Annotated in this window: 14 protein-coding genes and 1 riboswitch; of the genes, 8 read left to right on the top strand and 6 right to left on the bottom strand. The window is 55.2% G+C overall.

The window, feature by feature from the left end; all coding sequences use genetic code 11:
• The first annotated feature begins 56 nt into the window (after nt 1-56).
• The 6 genes from PBOR_RS02125 (at nt 57) to PBOR_RS02100 (ending at nt 5,459) form a co-directional block, all read left to right on the top strand.
• On the top strand, nt 57-650 hold the full coding sequence (locus tag PBOR_RS02125; protein ID WP_042210214.1) for a sigma-70 family RNA polymerase sigma factor: 594 nt from the start codon (nt 57-59) through the stop codon (nt 648-650).
• Nucleotides 644-2,044 (top strand): hypothetical protein, encoded by a 1,401-nt coding sequence (locus PBOR_RS02120; RefSeq protein ID WP_042210213.1) that lies wholly within the window; start codon nt 644-646, stop codon nt 2,042-2,044. The genes PBOR_RS02125 and PBOR_RS02120 overlap by 7 nt, the downstream gene beginning before the upstream one ends.
• Nucleotides 2,045-2,116: 72 nt before the next feature.
• Nucleotides 2,117-2,227: riboswitch (TPP riboswitch) on the top strand.
• 130 nt (nt 2,228-2,357) lie between these two features.
• Nucleotides 2,358-3,440: an ABC transporter substrate-binding protein gene (locus tag PBOR_RS02115; protein WP_042210212.1), complete on the top strand. Its 1,083-nt coding sequence runs from the start codon at nt 2,358-2,360 to the stop codon at nt 3,438-3,440.
• Between the two features lie 52 nt (nt 3,441-3,492).
• The gene (locus tag PBOR_RS02110; protein WP_042210211.1) at nt 3,493-3,786 is read left to right on the top strand and encodes a thiamine-binding protein; all 294 of its coding nucleotides are present in this window, start codon (nt 3,493-3,495) and stop codon (nt 3,784-3,786) included.
• Entirely contained in the window at nt 3,783-4,544 is a 762-nt protein-coding gene (locus PBOR_RS02105; protein ID WP_042210210.1) for an ABC transporter permease, read from the top strand. The genes PBOR_RS02110 and PBOR_RS02105 overlap by 4 nt, the downstream gene beginning before the upstream one ends.
• A gap of 69 nt (nt 4,545-4,613) precedes the next feature.
• Nucleotides 4,614-5,459: an ABC transporter ATP-binding protein gene (locus PBOR_RS02100; protein WP_042210209.1), complete on the top strand. Its 846-nt coding sequence runs from the start codon at nt 4,614-4,616 to the stop codon at nt 5,457-5,459.
• 701 nt (nt 5,460-6,160) lie between these two features.
• Here the strand turns inward: PBOR_RS02100 and PBOR_RS02095 are convergent.
• The 4 genes from PBOR_RS02095 to PBOR_RS02080 are packed head-to-tail and all read right to left on the bottom strand — an operon-like array spanning nt 6,161 to nt 9,605.
• Nucleotides 6,161-6,763, bottom strand: a complete 603-nt coding sequence (locus PBOR_RS02095) for a response regulator transcription factor (protein ID WP_042210208.1) — start codon at nt 6,761-6,763, stop codon at nt 6,161-6,163.
• A complete protein-coding gene (locus PBOR_RS02090; RefSeq protein WP_042210207.1) occupies nt 6,760-7,950 on the bottom strand; it encodes a sensor histidine kinase in 1,191 nt (396 codons plus the stop codon). Before PBOR_RS02090 ends, PBOR_RS02095 begins: the two co-directional genes overlap by 4 nt.
• Nucleotides 7,951-7,956: 6 nt before the next feature.
• The gene (locus PBOR_RS02085) at nt 7,957-8,694 is read right to left on the bottom strand and encodes an ABC transporter permease (RefSeq protein ID WP_042218822.1); all 738 of its coding nucleotides are present in this window, start codon (nt 8,692-8,694) and stop codon (nt 7,957-7,959) included.
• Between the two features lie 2 nt (nt 8,695-8,696).
• Nucleotides 8,697-9,605 carry an ABC transporter ATP-binding protein gene (locus tag PBOR_RS02080; RefSeq protein WP_042210206.1) on the bottom strand — a complete coding sequence of 303 codons (909 nt, stop codon included), beginning with the start codon at nt 9,603-9,605 and terminating at the stop codon, nt 8,697-8,699.
• A gap of 222 nt (nt 9,606-9,827) precedes the next feature.
• Here PBOR_RS02080 and PBOR_RS02075 point away from each other — a divergent pair, with 222 nt between their 5' ends.
• The gene (locus PBOR_RS02075; RefSeq protein WP_042210205.1) at nt 9,828-11,327 is read left to right on the top strand and encodes a glycoside hydrolase family 30 protein; all 1,500 of its coding nucleotides are present in this window, start codon (nt 9,828-9,830) and stop codon (nt 11,325-11,327) included.
• A gap of 2 nt (nt 11,328-11,329) precedes the next feature.
• Here the strand turns inward: PBOR_RS02075 and nfsA are convergent, their stop codons facing one another.
• A complete protein-coding gene (gene nfsA, locus PBOR_RS02070) occupies nt 11,330-12,073 on the bottom strand; it encodes an oxygen-insensitive NADPH nitroreductase (RefSeq protein ID WP_042218820.1) in 744 nt (247 codons plus the stop codon).
• Nucleotides 12,074-12,164: 91 nt separating this feature from the next.
• The gene (locus tag PBOR_RS02065; protein WP_042218819.1) at nt 12,165-13,508 is read right to left on the bottom strand and encodes an aminotransferase-like domain-containing protein; all 1,344 of its coding nucleotides are present in this window, start codon (nt 13,506-13,508) and stop codon (nt 12,165-12,167) included.
• Nucleotides 13,509-13,716: 208 nt separating this feature from the next.
• On the opposite strand from PBOR_RS02065, the gene PBOR_RS02060 reads away from it, so the two are divergent.
• On the top strand, nt 13,717-14,667 hold the full coding sequence (locus PBOR_RS02060) for a DMT family transporter (RefSeq protein WP_042210204.1): 951 nt from the start codon (nt 13,717-13,719) through the stop codon (nt 14,665-14,667).
• Nucleotides 14,668-15,053 lie beyond the last annotated feature (386 nt).

Raw genomic sequence — 15,053 nt, 5'->3', positions numbered from 1 at the left:
TTTAACTGAGGTTAGCACCGATACCTTACTCATGAAAAGATATGCCGGAGGTTTATATGACGCTTAATGATCATGACAGCCTGGCCTGGGCCGGACGGTTCAAAAGTAAAGATAAACAAGCCCTTGCCGATGCCATCGACTTCTACGGACCGGATGTGCACCGGCTGATCAAGCGCATTCTGGCCGGCTGCGGGAGTGCAGAGGATGCCGAGGAATGTGTCAGCGATGTGTTCCTGGCGGCCTGGAACCATATCGGACGCTACGATCCGGCACGCGCTTCATTCCGCACCTGGATATTCCTCCTCGCGAAATATAAGGCGCTGGATCTGAGGCGTAAATTGCAGCCGGAACTCGGCAGGACAGTGGACGAAACAGCGCTTAACATGCAGAGCGGGAGCAACACCGAACAGGAAATATTGCAGCGTGAGGCTGCGGCGGAAATGCTCCGCCATATCGGGCAGCTCAGTGAACCGGACCGCAGCCTGTTTCTGCGCAGATATTATCTGTACGAGAGTCTGGATGAACTGGCGGCGGCCTTCGGGTTCAGTAAGAAAGCTGTGGAGAGCCGTCTGTACCGCTGCCGGACGATGCTGAAACAGGCTCTTCACCGGACTGGCGAAGATGGAAGGGGGGAACTCGGATCATGCTAAAGGATATGAACAGCGGTGAGAAAAGCCTATTCGATCAGCTCGATCTTTTGGAATTCAGCGAGGCTGAGCTTGCACTGGACGGATTGCTGGCGGAGCCTGAGTCCAGCCCCGTACCCCGGTCTGAAGAAGATACTGCTTCACTTGAGCGGATCAAAAACCGTACCCTTGCCCTTATTCACACTGGTCCGGCACCTGAACTGTCTGCCCCTGTCCGCAAGCCGCGGCGGCGGGCGGCAATTGGAGCTGCGGCGGCTGCGATTCTTATGACAGCAGGTTTACTGGCGTTCTCTCCCGTGGTACAGGCAGGCTTGAAGCAGGCTCTCAGCTTCCTGCCCGGCTTCGGCACTGTTCTGGAGAGCAGCCCGGACAGTCCGCTTTATGTTCTGGAGAAGCCTTATACCTCTGCAGTAGGCACAGGAGAGCTGATAGTCGAAGGCGTACTTTTACAAGAAAATGGCGGAAGCATCACGCTGCGGGGGCAACAGATCCCCCAGGTTATTGAGTTCCAGGCAGACATCGGCGGAATCCGCTATACCTTTACACCGATGATGCGTTCTTCCTCTTCTGGAGAATGGTACGGAAATTACAGTACGGCCGCTCCACTGAAGCTGGAGCCAGAAGCTGCTGAGTCGATTATCCTTCATCTCAATGGCACAACAATAGGACCACTGGCACTCCAGGCACCGGAGACGGCCGATGCCTTGCAGCATCTGGGTGCAAGCGATGTGCAGCAGGATGTGCGGATTACGGCTTTTCCGGTACGGCTGGGTGACGGGCTTGTCCGCGTCGAACTGCTCCCCACGCTCCCGGATTCCCTGTCAGTTGTCCAATCCTATCTGCTGCAGCCGCTGGTATCCGGGAATGGCCTGTATGTCGAGAATGCGGCTGGCGAGAAGTTATCCATCGAACCGTCTTCATCCATGCCCTCCCCGTCGGAGTTCCGGTTCCGTGAAACAGATACAACCGGAGCACAGCAATATAAAGTCGTCATTCCCTATATTGAGCTATCCAAACGGGAGACGCTCTCCCGGGAGGTTGTTCTGCCGCTGCCAGACATCGGTGAAAGTGCGCCGCTCAATATCACGGCTGAAATCGCCGGTTTCCCGGTAGTATTCACCCGCATTGAACGCAGCAACGGGACAGCCGTCAGCGTAGATGTGGATGTGAAATTTGATCCGGAGGCGGCAAAGTCACTGACGCATTTCTTCATCCGCTATCCGGGCTCCGCTACCAATGATTCATTCAGCTGGGAGAATACCGGACTTCCTCCGAGTATCGTGAAGACTCTTCATCTGGATGCAGAGCGCGGTGCGGATACGCTGCGATTTAGAATGTCGGAGCCCTTTTTCCTGCTGAAAGGCCCCTGGATTCTGCCGTTAAAGCTCGAAGATTAGAACAGGGAAGCTGGACAACCAGGAAGCTGGCGTCTATAATACACCGTAAGAACATAGCAATACCCGTGAACTTCATAGAACCAGGGGTGCTGGAATTGGCCGGCTGAGATTGTATCCCACAAGATACTGACCCTTATACCTGATCTGGATAATGCCAGCGTAGGAATCTTCATTCAACCCGAGTCCCTTCATGGGCCTGAAGTTGAACTCACCTTGCGCAAGTAACTGGCGTCCCGGTCTCCGGGGCGCTTTTTGGTATGGGTTATTCTGAATTTTGGAAGACTAGGGATTGCTGGAAGGAGAGAGAAGAGAAATGGGAGTCAAAAAAGTATTACCGCTGCTGCTCAGCACTATGCTTGTGATCGTGATGGCCGGTTGCGGCAACGGGAACGGCAACCCGGGCGGCAATGCCGGAGGCAGCACACCTGCCGCCGGGAACAGCACCGCTGCACCTGAAGCAACTGCAGCCGGCACCACCAACGCGCCTAAAGAGCTGACCCCGGTTAAGATTGCGCTGGACTGGACGCCTAACACGAATCACACCGGACTGTATACCGCCAAGGAGCTGGGGTATTACGCAGAGGAAGGTCTTGACGTGGAAATTGTGCAGCCGGGTGCTGCCGGGTCTGACACCATGGTTACTTCCGGTGAAGCACAGTTTGGCATCAGTGCACAGGAGGCACTCACACTGGCCCGCCTGCAGGATGTGCCGCTCGTCTCCATCGCTGCTATCATTCAGCATAATACCTCCGGCTTTGCCGCTCCGAAGGACCGCAACATTAAGACGCCAAAAGACTTCGAAGGCAAAACCTACGGAGGCTGGGGCTCTCCCGCGGAAGAAGCAGCCATGAAAGCCATCATGGACCCGGACGGCGGAGACGTCTCCAAAGTGAAGCTGGTGAATATCGGCGAAGCTGACTTCTTCACTGCGGTGAAACGCGATATCGACTTCGCCTGGATCTTCTACGCCTGGACCGGGATCGAAGCCGAGCTGCGCGGCGAGCCGCTGGATATGCTGTACCTGAAGGATTACGCGCCGCAGCTGGATTACTACACACCAGTGCTGACTACGAGCGAGAAGGAAATCGCCGAGCATCCTGAAGTGGTGAAGGCTTTCCTCAAAGCTACGTCGAAAGGATATCAATACGCGATCGACAACCCGGAAGAAGCGGCCACTGTCCTGTCCGACGCAGTGCCTGATCTGGATCCCGAGCTGGTACTGGCCAGCCAGAAATGGCTAAGCCCGAAATACAAGGACGATGCCGTCCGCTGGGGTGAGCAGAAAACGGAGGTCTGGCAGAATTATGCCGACTGGATGTACGGCCTGAAGCTGCTGGATAAGCCGCTGGATGCCGCAAGTACATTTACGAATGAATTTTTGCCGGAAGGCCAATAGATACAACGCAGAATAGTACTGACAATAACTCACATGAGAGGAATGAATAATAATGGCTAATACACTGCTTAGCATTCAGGTAATTCCCAAAACTCCAAACAATGAGGATTCGATCCCTTACGTGGACACTGCGATTGAGGTGATTCAGAAGTCGGGGGTTAAACATCAGGTGAATCCGCTTGATACTACCATGGAAGGTGAGCTCACCGAGCTGCTTGATATTGTACGCCAGATGCATGAGGCGCTGATTGCCTCCGGCAGCCCGAGCGTGATCTCCCAGATTAAGATCGCCCATAATCCGAACGGCATCAGCATGGACAAGCTGACGGAGAAATACCGGCCGTGAGAAGCACCTGGAGACAAATCTGGCCGCCCCTCGTGGCGGTCATCTTTTTTCTGGGCGCATGGCAGATCGCGGTATCGGTGTTCCATATCCCCGCCTGGCAGCTGCCGAGCCCGTCTGATATCGCGCGGGAATCACGCGGCAACGCCTCCGGGATCTGGGCGCATACGTCCGCAACGCTGCGGCTGACCCTGATCGGTTTCCCGGTCGGCACCGGCATCGGCCTCATTGTGGCCCTGCTGCTACATCTGCTGCCCTGGCTCAAAAGAGCGCTCTATCCGCTGCTGATCCTCAGCCAGAATGTGCCCTCCATTGCCCTGGGCCCGCTGCTGATTATCTGGTTCGGCTTCGGCCTGCTGCCTAAGATCGTCCTAATCACCCTCGTCTGCTTCTTCCCGGTTGCCGTAGCCGCCATGGGCGGGCTGGCTCAAAGCGACCGGGTAATGATGAACTATATGAAAATGGCCGGTGCGAGCAAATGGCAGATCTTCGCCAAGCTGGAGCTTCCCGGGTCCCTGCCCTCCCTGTTCTCAGGGCTCAAAATCTCCGCGACTTATGCCGTAATGGGCGCAGTGGTTGCCGAGTGGATCGGCGCAGACAAAGGCATCGGCTATTATATGCTGCTGCAGAAGGCCTCCTACCGTACGGACCGGATGTTCGTGGCCATCGTCATTATCGTGCTGCTGAGTCTGGTGCTGTTCGCGCTGATTGCCCTGCTGGAGAAATGGCTCGTGCGCTGGAAACCGCGCAAGGAAGCTTAACGCGCATAGGGTAACCCCAAAACCTAAAGCTTAAGTACAAAGATTCTAATATAGAAGGAGCTGACCGAAGTGTCTCAACTCACGAATACCGCACAGCCGAAGACGGGCAGCCCCGGCAGCAGCCCTGATGCAATCCGGAGCGCGCCGCCTGCGCTTGAAGTCAGCAGCGTCTCCAAATCGTTCACGCACCGCCGCCGGGAGACGCATGTCCTGGATAAGGTATCTCTGACGGTAGAGCCGCAGGAATTCGTCTCGATTGTCGGTCCTTCCGGCTGCGGCAAAAGCACCCTGTTCCATATTATCGGCGGCCTGACGCTGCCGGATGCAGGAACCGTCAGCATGGACGGCATCCCGGTTACCGGGCAGCGCGGCAAGATCAGCTACATGCCGCAGCAGCCCGCGCTATTCCCGTGGCGCAGCACACTGGACAATGTCCTGCTCGGCGCCGAGCTGCAGGGCACGCCGCAGCCGCAGGCCCGCGAAGCCGCGCGCCACTGGCTGGCCAAGGTCGGCCTGGGCGGATTCGAGCGAGCTTATCCGCATATGCTGTCCGGCGGCATGCAGCAGCGGGCCGCCTTCCTGCGGGCCATGCTCGCTCCGCAGGAGCTGATGCTGCTCGACGAGCCGTTCAGCGCGCTCGATGCGCTGACGCGCGAGCAGATGCAGCGCTGGCTGCTGGAGCTGTGGGAGGAGAACCGCCGCTCCGTGCTGTTCATCACCCACAACATCGAAGAAGCGCTGCTGCTCTCCAGCCGCATCTATGTCTTCTCCGGACGTCCCGGCTCCGTCCTGCACACCGTAGATGTGCCTTTCCCGCGCCCGCGCCGCGATGAAATCACCGACGCGCCGGAGTTCCTGCAGCTCAAGCGCCAGCTCTCGCTGTGGATGCGCGAGGAGCAGGCGAAGAGCCTTTGAGGTGAATGAGCCTTGGGCGTGCTTAGCCGCTATTTGGCCCATATCTGCTGAACCTAGCTATTCACATTTTCCGATGAACGTTTACGGTGGGGAGTCACATTTTCCGGAGTTCGGGAGAAATCCTGCACTAAATACAACATTCCCCTCCTTATCCGGCCCCTGATCCAAGAATGTTGTACAAAAGGCAACATTTCTCCTTCTCCAAGCGGCTTAGCGGGAGAATTGATGTATTTCGTACAACAATTCTCCCATAGACCCTATTATCGGGGAACCAGAGTTGCACTTCGTACAACATAATGCCTATTCCATGTGAGCTTAAGATGCAGCTCTGCAAGCACCGGTCTAAAATGCGGGTTATATAGGTTGCAACTTATAGCTGTATAGCATTTTATAAAGGCGGTTATGTCTCGGTAGTTATGTTTCGCTGTTTACATTTCGCTGGTTATATTTCAGCGGTTATGTCTCGGTGATTGCATTTGGTGAAACAGAATTTCCAATATTCAGAGATAAATCCCATTCTGCTATATTTCATACAATAGATTCAATTTTTCGGCAGATTTCGGGGTTAGCTGTTGCACAAAATACAATTGAACGGATAGTAAACCCGGCTCCACCGTTCATCCAGGACATCTACATTTAACCCACCCTACATCCAGTGCCCCATCCTACATCCAGTACCCGCGTACCTCCAGTAACCCGGCCTACATCCAGCCCTTCTCCTCAGCCAGCCGCACCGCCTCAATCCGGCTCTTCACTTCCAGCTTGCCGAGAATCTCCGAGATGTAGTTGCGGACGGTGCCGTAGGAGAGGTGCAGCGCCGAGGCGATCTCCCCGGCACTGCGGCCCGCGCCGGCCAGCTTCAGAATCTCCCGCTCCCGGTCTGACAGCGGGTTCTCTTCCCGCAGGCTGCCGAAGACCAGCTCGGGGGACACTTCCAAGTGTCCGCCCATCACCCGGCGGATCGCTTCCGCCAGCTTGTCCACCGGCTCATCCTTCAGCAGATAGCCCTGAATCCCGGCCTTCACGCCCCGCTCGAAATAGCCGGGGCGGGCGAAGGTGGTCAGGATGATGATTTTGGTGGCGCTGCCCCGCGATTTCAGGATCTCCGCAACCTCCAGACCGCTCATCAGCGGCATCTCAATATCCATCAGACATACATCCGGCTGAAGGCGTTCAATCAGGGCCACTGCCTCTGCCCCGTCTCCGGCTTCCCCTGCCACCTCGATATCATCCTCCAAATCGAGCAGTGAAGCCATCGCTCCGCGCAGCAGCCGCTGATCCTCGGCAATTACGATGCTGATCATGCCGTTTCCCCGTCCTTTCTATCCTTAACTACTCTTGGCGTCACCACAGTTAACAATGTTCCTGTCCCAGTTCCTGTTCCTGTCCCTATGCCACTGCCCGTTCCCGGGCCCAGGGTCAGAGAACCGTCAATCAGGGCCAGCCGCTCGGCCATCCCTTTCATTCCGTTGCCGTCCCGGCGGTGCGCCGCCCCCTCAGCTCCCCCGTCCTGCAGCCCGGGTCCAACTCCGTTGTCCTCCACGGTGATCCGTACCTCACCAGCCGTCATCCCGATGCCAATCCGGCACAAATCCGCACCGCTGTGCTTCACAATATTCGTGACGGCCTCCTTGATGCAGAGGCTGAGAATATTCTGCGTCAGATCAGATACGCCCGGAAGCGCGGCATCTCCGTCCACTTCAAGCCCAATCTCCGCGCTGCGCAGCATCTCCCCGGCCTCCGCCAGCTCCTCGGCGACAGTGACCGCACGCATCTCCGAGACAAGCTCCCGCACCTGACGCAGCGCAGCGCGGGAGGTGCGCTGGATCTCCCGCGCTTCCGCCTGCGCCCGCTCAGGATTCTTCACAACCAGCTTCTCCACCAGCTGGCTCTTCAGCGTAATCAGCGACAGGGTATGGCCCATTGTGTCATGCAGATCCCGGGCAATGCGCATCCGTTCTTCACGTTTGACCATCTCCCTGATAACCTCGTTGGCCTGGTCCAGCTCCTTCTCCAGCATCCGCCGGCGGTTCATGGAGCGGATGCCAAAAGGAGTAATCAGCATCATCATGACAAAGGGAAACAGGAATAGCCATTCTGTACCGTTCGTTTTGCTAAAAGACAGCAGTGACAGACCGACAACCATCATCGTGAACACAGCGAAGGCCCGTTTGAACCTGCGCAGATCGGTATACCAGCCGACAAAATTGCTTGTGAAGAAGCCCATATAGAAATTGAAAGGGCTGTACACTATACATAACACAGCAATCAGCAGCATTTGAAGACCCAGCCAGGCCGAGTAGGTCTTGCCCTCTGTCCAGTAGAGCTGACGGTAGGCGACCGTGAAAATCGCCACCAGCGCATATCCCCCCAGTAATTTGTATCCGCTGTACCCCTGAAGATTTAAGATCGGGAATGCCAGATAGATCAGCCAGATAAAAGGGTAGTAACCAAACCTGCGCGGAAATAACCGGAACTGCTCACGTGCCATTGTACATTACACCGCTTCCTGTTTTTTTCGGATATAGACCGATAATAGCATAAAAACTGCGAGGTATCCGAGTAATAGCAGTGCGGAATTCCACTGCGGAACCCCTCCGCCTACAATCTCCCAGGCACCGTCTCCGTAATTGTAGGAAGGCAGCCAGCGGCCGATCCGCTGCATTACATCCGGCATAATATCCAGAGGCATCCACATCCCGCCCGCCACCGCCAGCGCCATATAGAGCACGTTACTCACCCCGCTCGCCGTATCCACCCGCTTCATTGAGCCGATAATCGTACCCAGCGCCAGAAAAGGCAGCGAGCCGGCAAGCAGCCACAGACCGCTAAGCAGCCATTGTCCCGCCGTCAGCGACACCCCGTTGATCAGATATCCGGCAGCAAAAATACACAGTACGGAGAACAGATGCATCACCGTCTGGCCGAACATTTTTCCCAGAAAATAAACAGTGCCCGGAAGCGGAGTAATGCGGATGAACGTATTCCAGCCCTGGGTCCGCTCCTGCACCAGCCGGGTGCCGAGGGTCATGATCGCAGAGCCCATCACGCTGAAGGCAGCCATCGACATCAGGTAATGCGCCTGCCACTCCTGGGTATCGTCTGTCCCCGTATTGACCACCCTTGTGAAGATGAAATAGAACATAATCGGCATCAGCAGCGACCAGAACACGTAATAGGGATTGCGGATTATCCGCAGCAGCTCCGCTTTGCACTGGGCCATCATTTGTTTCATCATCATACCGCCGCCTCCTGGCTCATAGTCAACTGCTCGAACGCTTCATCCAGCTTCCCCTGATCAATCACAACATCCTTCACCGCAAGTCCGCCTGTAAAAATAGCCCGCAGCGCCTCATCCGTATTCTCCGTCGTTACATGCAGCCGCCCGTTCTTCTCGTAGCAGGCTTCGACCTCAGGCAGCTCCAGCAACTGTCCGCGCAGCACCGCCGGATCGCCGAGCGGCAGGAAGGACACTGACTTACTCACGATTCTGGCCTTAATCTCCTCCGGGCTGCCGTCTGCCACAAGGGAGCCGTGGCTGAAGAGCAGAATCCGGTCAGCGATGTCCTCCGCCTCCTGCAGATAGTGGGTGGTGAACAGAATCGTCTTGCCCTGGTCTGCCAGTCCCCGGACCTTCTCCCAGAAACGGCGCCGGGCGGTGGTATCGAGCCCAACCGTCGGTTCGTCAAAAAATAGCAGATCGGGATTACCCGCCAGCGCCAGCGCGAAGCTGAGACTGCGCTTCTGGCCGCCGGAGAGCTTCTCCGCGTAGCGGTTGAGATCGGCCGGGGCAAGCCCCGTGGCCTGAAGCAGCACCTCCATCTCCATCGGCTGGGGATAATAGCTGCGGATCAGGGACAGAATCTCGCGGACCTTCAGCCGGTCCATCACACTCACCTCCTGCAGCATCGCTCCCGTCCGCTCCCGTACCCTGGCGTCTTTGGGCGGAAGACCGAACACCTGCACACTTCCTTCTGTGGGCTCAAGCAGCCCCAGGAGCATGGACAAGGTAGTTGTTTTACCTGCTCCGTTAGGGCCGAGCAGTGCTGTAATGGAACCTCTGTTAATGGTGAAGCTGACGCGATCCACCGCTTTGTTATCCTGGAAGCTTCTGCTGACATTGTTTAATTCGATGACATGATCCATCCTGTATCCCTCCGTATCCATATGCCCTCCGGCTATATTTCTATAGTACAGGAGGCCGAAAGTGAACATCAGTATGGACTGTCATTCGTTCAAGGTGACAATTGTCACTTCGATAAATAACTTTTACAGGAAATTATTGATTTTTATGGACGATTGAATTAAGATAATCCTGCAATAAAAGTAAGCGATTACATTTCTGCATAATCGAGAGGAGTTTAAGGTATGATCAAAAGAATTGGACTGGCAGCACTGCTCGCCGCGCTGCTTGCGGGCAGCGGAGGCATTGCGCCGCAACCGGTTTCGGCTGCAGGGGAAACGGCAGAGGTATGGATAACCACCTCAGACCCGAATACGGAGCCGGCTGTCGGACTTAGCACCGGCGCCCGCTTGACACGTATCGGGGATAAGAGCTTCAGTTCCGGCACCGGAAGCAGTGATTATACGATTACAGTCAACGAGAACACCACCTATCAGCAAATGGACGGATTCGGCGTTTCCCTTACCGACTCCTCAGCCTGGCTGCTCAATTACAAGCTGAATGCCGCCAAGCGGGCCGAGGTGATGGAGAAGCTGTTTGGCAGCACAGGGATTGGCTTAAGCGTGCTGCGGCAGCCGATGGGCAGCTCGGACTTCACCTGGTCGGCCTACACGTATGATGACACGGCTGGAGACACCTCACTCGGCCAGTTCACGATCAGCCGCGATCTGCCTTATATCGTTCCGATGGTCAAGGCCGCAATTGCCAAGAACCCCGGCATCAAGGTGTTTACTTCACCATGGAGCGCCCCGGCCTGGATGAAGTATTCCGGCACCCTGAACGGCGGCAAGCTCAAAGCTGAGTACTATCAGACCTACGCCGACTATTTCAAAAAATACATTCAGGCCTATCAGGCCCAGGGGATTCCCATTTATGCCGTCACCGTACAGAACGAGCCCATGTATGAAACCGGAGCTTACCCCTCGATGGGAATGAACGAGCAGGATGAGACCGGCTTCATCGGAGACTATCTGGGCCCAACCCTGCAGAATGCCGGGATCAATACCAAGATCATTGCTTTTGACCATAACTACCTGAACTGGAGCTTCCCGAATACGGTCGTTCAGAATCTGAAAAACTCCGGCAAAGCAAGCTATATCGCCGGCAGCGCCTTCCATCACTACGACAGCGGCGACGGCTCGCAGATGACCTCCATGCATAATGCCCATCCCGATAAAGACATCTGGTTCACAGAGGGCGGGTTCGGCACCTGGAATGATCCGCAGAACGGCACAAGCCAGGGCTTCGACAACATGATCACTGAATTCATCAATATTACCCGCAACTGGTCCAAATCGGTTATTCTCTGGAACGCCGCACTTGATCAGAAGGACGGTCCTGCCCTGCTGTCTGCCTACAATACCAACCGGGGCATGGTCACCATTCAGAACTCCGACAATTCAAACAGCAATCCGGAGAACAATGTCACTTATACCAAGCAATATTATCTGCTGGGCCACTTCAGTAAATTTGTTGTTCCGGGCGCTTACCGCATCCAGAGCAATACCAGCAATGATCTGAAGAATGTGGCCTTCAAGAATCCCGATGGCTCCAAGGTAGTAATCGCTTATAATCCGCAGACCTCGGCCAAGAACGTCAAGATACAATGGGGCAGCCAGTCGTTTATCGTAAATGTGCCTGCCAAGTCAGTAATGACTTATAAATGGTACGGCAATCCGTCTTAAATCTATCTCTGCATGAACCCTTTGCCCAGCAGGAACTCCTTCATATGCATTCTTGACGGCTGGGCCTGGCGCTTCGCCATGATCTCCGACCACGAGGCCTCACTCTGGCCGCCGGTCCGCTCACGCATGTAGTCCCGGGAGATTCCGTCGTACACCCCGGCCTGCTGTATGGCCGCTTCGGCATTATAGCCGTTATGATGCAGCACGGCCTGCAGCGGCAGACGCGGCCGCACTCCATTCACGGCGGCGGGATAACCAAGGCACATGCCGAATACCGGATAGACCAGCTCCGGCAGGCCCAACAGCTCTGACAGAGCAGCAATATTATTGCGGACGCCGCCGATATACACGATGCCAAGACCGAGCGATTCGGCGGCAACCGCAGCATTCTGCGCCGCGAGCGCCACATCTACGGTGGCAACGATCAGATTCTCTGTACTGTCCTCATAGGATGGCGCCCCCTGTAGATGGGGAGCCGCCGCCTCACGCAGCCGGTACAGATCGGCGCACCAGACCAGGAAGACCGGGCACTGCTCGATATATGCCTGATTGCCGGATAAGGCAGACAGCTGCGCTTTAAGTCCGGGCTCAGTTACGGCAATTACGCTATAGGCCTGTACATTGCTGGAGGTGGAGGCCATCTGGCCCGCCCCGATAATGGCGGCAAGCTGCTCGTCACTCACGGGCTTGTCCTGAAACTGGCGGACGGAGGTATGACGGTTCAACAGCTCAAGGGTTTCATTCACAGGTTTCACAGTAGGTTCGCCTCTCTTTTCACAATTATATAGGAACATTATGAACATAATTTAGTATCCAGACAACAGGAAGGCCTTCGCGCTACCATCCGCTCCCCCGCTTCACCTCCTGAACAATAGCCTTGATCCCCTCATCAATCTGGTCCAGCCCGGCGCGGGAAATACTGATGCGCAGGAACTTTTCCCGGTTCCGGTATCCCGATATATAGAATCCGTTGCCGGACACAACACTGATCTTCCGCTCTCCCAGCCGCTTGACCAGCCGTTCCAGATTCACGGTTACCGGCAATTTGAATTGCATATAGACGCCAGAGCTGTCCGCAGAGGCCTCAATCAGACCCTCCGTATTGTGCCGCCGGAGCGCCTCATACACCGCCTGCATTCTTTTGGCGTACATCGCTTTAATTTTGTGCCTGTGGTGCTCATACATACCATTCTTGATGTATACCTCAAGCGCTGCCTGGGATAACAGGGAAGTGTCTGTATATCCTTTATACGTACGGAAGGTTTCCAGCAGCGGTGCAGGCATCACAACTGCCCCTAGCCTGAGGCCCGGGAAGATGATTTTGGAGAAGCTTTTCAAATACACGGCATGTGAAGTCTGGTCATACGCATATACAGGATCAAAGCGCCGCCCGATGCCCAGATCGGCCATATAATCATCCTCAACGATGTACACATCATATTTACTGGCTAATCCGGCAATGGCTTGCCGCTCTTCTGTGCTGTAAGACGTTCCAAGCGGATTATGATACCGGGGCATGGTATAGAACAATTTAAACCTGCCGCTTGCAAACCGCTCCTCCAGTTCCCGCAGGTTAATGCCGGCTGCAGAGCGGCCAATCCCGCTTACTGGCAGCCCCTCCGCCTCCAAATACCGCAGATAAATATCATAGCCCGGCTGTTCCACGAGGATCTCCGTCCGGCCGCTAGGGAACGGCATTCTGGCCAGGATCTCTAATGCCTGCTGAATTCCTGAAGTAATGATGATCTCCTCCGCCTTGGCAAAGACCTGATCATCCGCCAGATGCGACACCAGCGTACGGCGCAGCGTATCCAGTCCCAGCGCATCCCCATAAGTGAACAGGTTGTATTTGTACTGGTCAATCGCCTTGTTGAGGCAATGCTGGAAATCCAGATAAGGAAAAACATTCAGGTCAGGCGACGCCGAAGCGAAGTCGATTGTCCCGCTGTCCCCGGGTGGTCCGGGTTCTTCGGTCTTCTCCACCATGTAATAGCCGCTCTGCGGAATCGAATAAATCAGATGTGTCCGCTCCAGCTCCCCGTAAGCCCGCAGAATGGTGCTGACACTGCAGCCGTAGAATGCTGCGGCACTGCGCACGGAAGGCAGCTTTTCCCCAGGACGGTACTGTCCTTCCTTCATCCGCTTCTCCATCTCAATTACAACCGAATTGTACCTTTTCATGCCCGCCCCGCCTCCCATTGCCTTCATTCCACGGCCTGCTGTTCATGATACCTCTATTATTCATCACTTATTATACAGGAAACAATAAACTGTACCGGTACAGTAGCGGAAAGCTGGTATTGTTGAACTGCGGAATTCCCTTTAATTTTGAAGTAACAGATAAGATGCTTAGAGCATCCGGTCTTACTCACACAAAGGAGATGTACCTATGCAGCAGCAAGGACTCAAGCTGGCTTATAGCTTTGCCGTACTCAATGCGGTCATTATCGGATTCTCATTCCTGTTCACCAAAGTGGCTCTCGGCCATGCCGGACCACTCGATACACTAACCTACCGTTTCGCTGCTTCGTTTGTTGTGATGTCGGTCCCGGTCGCCTTCGGCTGGGTCAAAATCTCCTACCGCGGCAAGCCGGTTGGCCGGGCACTGCTGCTGGCCGCGATGTATCCGCTCGGATTTTTCACCCTTCAGGTATTCGGGCTTCAGCGTGCCACCTCTGCCGAGGGCGGAATTCTCTATTCGTTCACTCCGGTAGTGACGATGGTCATCGCTTCTGTTTTCTTGAAAGAGACGACGACTCTGCTGCAAAAGCTGTGTATTTTCCTGTCGGTGTTTGGCGTTGTATTTATCTTTGTCATGAAAGGAAGCAGCATTCAGCTGTCCAATATGGCCGGGATTGTGTTGTTATTCTTGACTTGTCTGGCTTTTGCCGGGTACAGCGTGCTGGCCCGGTCACTCTCCAGGCACTTCAGCCCCGCTGAACTCAGCTACCTCATGATGGGGACCGGCTTCGCAACCTTTCTGATTATTTCGCTCACCGGACATGCAGCTAGCGGAACCTTCAGCGAATTCCTAAGCCCGCTGGGGAGCGGCACCTTTATCCTGTCTGCTGTATATCTGGGGGTCATAGCCTCGCTGGTCACTACCCTGACCTCAACCTATATCTTGTCCAAAATCGAAGCTTCCCTGATGAGTGTGTTCACCAACCTCTCGACCATCGTCTCCATTGCAGCCGGCGCGTTCTTCCTGGGGGAAGACATTACGGTATATCACTGGATCGGATCTCTCCTGATCATAGCAGGGGTAATCGGCACCAACCGGCTGGGCCGGAACAAGGAGGGCGTGGAGGTTGCCGGGCGGAGCGATTCTGTAAGCAGGTAGCGGGATGTTCCACATTGCTCTATTCAGACTGCTTCTGGGGAAGCACATTGTATTCGATTTTTCGTATACATTGGGCCCGGTTACCTTCGCGGAGGCACATTGTGTTCGATTTTTCGTATACATTTGGTCCTGTTAGCTTCGCGGAAGCACAGTGTATTCGATTTTTCGCATACATTTGGTCCGGTTACCTTCGCGGAGGCACATTGTGTTCGATTTTTCGCATACATTTGGTCCGGTTACCCTTTGGCCTACTTTCGGCGGAATCAAGGGCACTAGTGCTCCTCATCTCCTCCTTTAGCCCGCTTTCGGCGGAATCAAGGGCACTAGTGCTCCTCATTTCCTCCTTTGACCCAATTTCGGCGGAATCAAGGGCACTAGTGCTCCTC

This window comes from Paenibacillus borealis, assembly GCF_000758665.1.
Classification (GTDB): Bacteria; Bacillota; Bacilli; order Paenibacillales; family Paenibacillaceae; genus Paenibacillus_AQ; species Paenibacillus_AQ borealis.
The sequence above is the reverse complement of the archived record's forward strand: the minus strand, read 5'-3'. Positions and strand labels throughout refer to the sequence as shown.

Coding starts and splice junctions, on each gene's coding strand:
- PBOR_RS02125 (WP_042210214.1), top strand. CDS start 57: ATGACGCTTAATGATCATGACAGCCTGGCCTGGGCCGGACGGTTCAAA.
- PBOR_RS02120 (WP_042210213.1), top strand. CDS start 644: ATGCTAAAGGATATGAACAGCGGTGAGAAAAGCCTATTCGATCAGCTC.
- PBOR_RS02115 (WP_042210212.1), top strand. CDS start 2,358: ATGGGAGTCAAAAAAGTATTACCGCTGCTGCTCAGCACTATGCTTGTG.
- PBOR_RS02110 (WP_042210211.1), top strand. CDS start 3,493: ATGGCTAATACACTGCTTAGCATTCAGGTAATTCCCAAAACTCCAAAC.
- PBOR_RS02095 (WP_042210208.1), bottom strand. CDS start 6,763: ATGATCAGCATCGTAATTGCCGAGGATCAGCGGCTGCTGCGCGGAGCG.
- PBOR_RS02090 (WP_042210207.1), bottom strand. CDS start 7,950: ATGGCACGTGAGCAGTTCCGGTTATTTCCGCGCAGGTTTGGTTACTAC.
- PBOR_RS02085 (WP_042218822.1), bottom strand. CDS start 8,694: ATGAAACAAATGATGGCCCAGTGCAAAGCGGAGCTGCTGCGGATAATC.
- PBOR_RS02080 (WP_042210206.1), bottom strand. CDS start 9,605: ATGGATCATGTCATCGAATTAAACAATGTCAGCAGAAGCTTCCAGGAT.
- PBOR_RS02075 (WP_042210205.1), top strand. CDS start 9,828: ATGATCAAAAGAATTGGACTGGCAGCACTGCTCGCCGCGCTGCTTGCG.
- PBOR_RS02065 (WP_042218819.1), bottom strand. CDS start 13,508: ATGAAAAGGTACAATTCGGTTGTAATTGAGATGGAGAAGCGGATGAAG.
- PBOR_RS02060 (WP_042210204.1), top strand. CDS start 13,717: ATGCAGCAGCAAGGACTCAAGCTGGCTTATAGCTTTGCCGTACTCAAT.